This window comes from Nocardiopsis chromatogenes YIM 90109 (assembly GCF_000341185.1).
In the GTDB taxonomy this organism is placed as follows: Bacteria; Actinomycetota; Actinomycetes; order Streptosporangiales; family Streptosporangiaceae; genus Nocardiopsis_A; species Nocardiopsis_A chromatogenes.
Map to the genome: position 1 here is coordinate 1 of NZ_ANBH01000393.1, position 4,690 is coordinate 4,690.

The window sequence follows — 4,690 nt, forward strand, 5'->3', positions numbered from 1 at the left end:
CGCCCTCGGCACCGCCTACATCCACGGCCGCACCCCCCGATCCCCCGAAGGCACCCTCGTCGACCTCCCCGGCTACGCCTTCCAGCACCAGCGCTACTGGCTCGAAGGCGGCAAGGGGCCGCGGAACGCCGACGCCCTCGGCCAGACCTCCGTCGACCACCCGCTGCTCGCCAGCCTCATCCACACCGCGGACAGCGGAACCGTGCTGTTCACCGGTCAGGTCTCCCGCCACTCCCACCCATGGCTGGCCGACCACGCCGTAATGGGCGACACCGTCGTCCCCGGCACGGCGTTCGTGGAGCTCGCGATCCGCGCGGGCGACCACGCCGGGTTCGACACGGTCGACGAGCTGCTGGTCGCGGCGCCGCTGGTCCTGACCGACGAGCCGGTGCGGCTCCAGGTGTCCCTCGACGGCGACGCGGTCTCCGTCCATTCGTGCACGGGAAGCGCGGAGGACGGCGAGTGGACCCTCCACGCGACCGCCACGTTGGGGACCGCAGCGGCCTCCGAGGGCTCCGAGACCCCCGAAAAGGCCCTGCCGTGGCCGCCCCCGGGCGAACAGGTTCCGGTCGGGGAGGTCTACTCCGCCCTCGACGCCGCCGGGCTCGCCTACGGGCCCGTGTTCCGGGGCCTGACCGCCGCCTGGAGGACGGGCGAGGACCTGTACGTCGAGGTCGAGCTGCCCGAGGGCGCGCGCGACGAGGACTTCGGCATCCACCCGGCGCTGCTCGACGCGCTGCTGCACGCGACCGCCGCCGCGAACGCCGGGCCCACGGGCGGAACCGGCGACGGCGACGGCAGCGGCGGCATCAGCCTGCCCTTCTCCTGGAACGGCGTGCGGCTGCACGCCTCCGGGGCGACGGCGCTGCGGGCCCGCGTCACACGGACCGGGCAGAGCAGCCTCAGCCTGCACGCGGTGGATCCGTCCGGCCGTCCCGTGGTCTCGGTGGCCGAGCTCGCCACGCGCCCGGTCACCGCGGAGGACCTCAAGGCCGACCGCTCCGCCGTCCCGCTGCTGCTGCCCGACTGGCGTCCGGTGGCCCTGCCCTCCGACGCCCCCGAGGTGCCCTGCGAGGTGCTGGAGGTGCCGCGCGGCGGCGACGTCCACGAGGTCACCGAGGGCGTGCTGACCGGGCTGCAGGGGTGGCTGTCGCGTGACGCGGCCGACGGGGGCGCCGAGTCGGTCCTCGTGGTGCACACCATCGGCGCGGTGGACACCTCCGACCCGGACCTGGCCGCCGCCGCGGTCTGGGGCCTGGTGAAGTCGGCCCAGACCGAGAACCCGGGCCGGATCCTGCTCGTGGACGGCGACCTGGACACCGCGACCGTCCACGGCGCGGTCGCCGCCGGTGAGCACCAGCTCGCCGTGCGCGGCGGCGAGGTCCGGGCCGCCCGCCTCCTGCGGCCCGGCCCCGAGGCGCTGCTGCCGGTCCCGGACGGCGACTGGCGGCTGGTGTCCGGAGGGGCGGGCACGCTGGAGACGCTGGCCATCGTCGGGGACGAGCGGGCCGAGCGGCCGCTGGGTCCGGGCGAGGTGCGGATCGAGGTGCGCGCCTCGGGGGTGAACTTCCGCGACGTGCTGATCGCGCTGGGCATGTACCCGCACGACCCCCTGCCGCCGCTGGGCGGCGAACTCGCGGGGGTCGTGGTCGAGGCGGCACCGGACGTGTCGGCGGTCGCCGTGGGCGACCACGTCTTCGGCCTCGCCGAGGGCACCTTCTCCCGGCAGGCCGTGACCGACCACCGGACCGTGCACGCGATGCCCGAGGGGTGGACGTTCGCCCAGGCGGCGAGCGCGCCGATCGTGTGGATGACGGCCCTGCTGGGGCTGAGGGACATCGCGGGCCTCACCGCCGGTGAGACCGTGCTCGTCCACGCGGGCACCGGCGGCGTGGGCATGGCCGCGATCCAGCTGGCCCGCCACTACGGCGCGGAGGTGTTCGCGACGGCCAGCCGTCCCAAGTGGGACGTTCTGCGCTCGCTCGGGGTCGGCGACGCGCGCATCGCCGACTCCCGCTCGCTCGCGTTCGAGGAGCACGTCCTCCGCGAGACCGGGGGCCGCGGCGTCGACGTGGTGCTGAACTCCCTCGCCGGGGACTTCGTGGACGCCTCCCTGCGGCTGCTTCCGCGCGGCGGCCGCTTCCTGGAGATCGGCAAGACCGACATCCGGGACGCGGACGAGGTGGTGCAGGCGCACCCCCGCGTCGCCTACACCGCCTACGACCTCCAGGCCAACGACCCCGACCGGCTCCAGGCGCTTCTCGCCGAGCTGTCCGGGCTGTTCGGCCGAGGGGCGCTGACCCCGCTGCCGGTGCGGTCGCACCCGGTGCCGCAGGCGCCCCAGGTGTTCCGGGACATGGGGCAGGCCCGGCACACCGGAAAGATCGCCCTGACGGTGGACCGGCCTCTGGACCCCTCCGGCACCGTGCTCATCACCGGCGGCACCGGCACCCTCGGCGCCCACCTCGCCCGCCACCTCATCACCGGACACGGCGTACGCGACCTGCTGCTCACCAGCAGGCGCGGACACGCCCCGGAACTGGAAGCCGAACTCACCGCCCTGGGCGCCCGGGTCACCATCGCGGCCTGCGACGCCGCCGACCGCGATCGGCTCGCGGAGCTGCTGGAGGGCGTCGACCGCCTCACCGGGGTCGTGCACGCGGCCGGGGTGCTGGACGACGCCATGGTCACCAACCTGACCCCGGAGCAGCTGCACACCGTCCTGCGCAACAAGGCCGACGCGGCCTGGAACCTGCACGAGCTGACGCTCGGACGGGACCTGGCGGCGTTCGTCCTGTACTCGTCCATGGCGGGCACGCTGGGCGGGCCCGGCCAGGCCAACTACGCCGCCGCCAACGCCTACCTCGACGCCCTCGCCCACCACCGGCAGGTGCGAGGGCTGCCCGCCGTCTCCCTGGCATGGGGACTGTGGGAGGACGCCAGCGCCATGAGCGCCCACCTGTCCGACACCGACCTGGCCCGCATGGCCCGCGAAGGCTTCCCCCCGATCACCGCCGAACAAGGCCTGAAGATGTTCGACGCCGCACTGGGCCTGGGGCGGGCGGCGGTGCTCACCGCCCCCGTCGTGCCCTCGGCGGTGCGCGGCGAGGTGCCGCCGGTGCTGCGCTCGCTCGTCCGTACGCCGCAGCGGCGCGCCGCCGGCGCCTCGGCCGCGGACACCGACGCGCTGGCGAAGGCGCTCGCCGGACGCGACGAGGCGGGCCGACAGGAGCTGGTGGAGGGCATCGTGCGCGAGCACGCGGCCTACACGCTCGGGCACGGCGGCCCGGACGCGATCGACCCGGACACCCCCTTCCGGGACCTGGGCTTCGATTCGCTCACCGCCGTGGAGCTGCGCAACCGGCTGAGCGGGGCGACCGGGGTCCGGCTGCCCGCGACGGTCATCTTCGACCACCCGACGGCGGCCGCCCTGGCCGCGTTCGTGCGGTCCCGGATCAGCGGGACGGGCACGGGCCCCGGCTCCTCCGCGCCGGCCGTGCGCCCGGTGCGCGACGACGACCCGATCGCGATCGTCTCCATGGCCTGCCGCCTGCCGGGGGATGTGGGCACGCCCGAGGACCTGTGGCGGCTCGTCGCGGGCGAACGGGACGCGGTCACCGGGTTCCCGACGGGGCGGGGGTGGGACCTCGACGGCCTCTACGACCCGGAGCGCACCCGGTCGCACACCTCCTATGTCCGGGTGGGCGGGTTCCTACACGACGCGGACCGCTTCGACGCGGGCTTCTTCGGCATCTCGCCGAAGGAGGCCCTGGCGATGGACCCGCAGCAGCGCGTGCTGCTGGAGACGTCCTGGGAGCTGTTCGAGAACGCGGGCATCGACCCCCGGTCGCTGCGCGGCAGCGCGACCGGCACCTATGTGGGCCTGCTCGGCCAGGACTACGCCCCGCGCGGGCCCGAGGCCTTCGACGAGGTGGAGGGCCACGTGATGACGGGCATCTCCAACGCGGTCGCCTCCGGCCGCATCGCCTACTCCTACGGGTTCGAGGGGCCGGGCCTGACGGTCGACACCTCCTGCTCCTCCTCGCTGGTGGCGGCGCACATCGCGATGCAGGCGCTGCGGTCCGGTGAGTGCGACCTCGCGCTGGCCGGAGGCGTCACGGTGATCGCGCAGCCGGACATCTTCACCGAGTTCAGCCGCCAGGGCGGCCTGGCGCGCGACGGCCGGGTCAAGTCGTTCGCGGCCGCCGCGGACGGCACGGGCTTCTCCGAGGGGGTCGGCCTGCTGCTGTTGGAGCGGCTGTCGGACGCCGAGCGAAACGGGCACACCGTGCACGCGCTGATCCGCGGCTCGGCGATGAACTCCGACGGCGCCTCCAACGGCCTGACCGCGCCGAACGGTCCGGCGCAGGAGCGCGTCATCACGGAGGCGCTGGCGTCGGGCGGGCTGGCCCCCTCCGACGTGGACGCGCTGGAGGCGCACGGCACGGGGACGGTCCTCGGCGACCCGATCGAGGCGCAGGCCGTGCTGGCGACCTACGGGCAGGACCGGGCCGAGCCGCTGTGGATGGGGTCGCTCAAGTCGAACCTGGGGCACACGCAGGGGGCGGCGGGCGTCGCCGGTGTCATCAAGATGGTGATGGCGCTCAAGAACGGGCTGCTGCCCCGCACCCTCAACGTCGATGCGCCGACGGCCGAGGTGGACTGGTCGGCGGGCGCGGTGGAGCTGCTC

1 protein-coding gene is annotated in these 4,690 nt (G+C 74.9%); it reads left to right on the forward strand.

Going from position 1 to position 4,690, the window contains the following annotated elements; all coding sequences use genetic code 11:
• The coding region (locus D476_RS35305) for an SDR family NAD(P)-dependent oxidoreductase (RefSeq protein WP_017627845.1) at positions 1 to 4,690 on the forward strand (4,690 nt) is incomplete at both ends.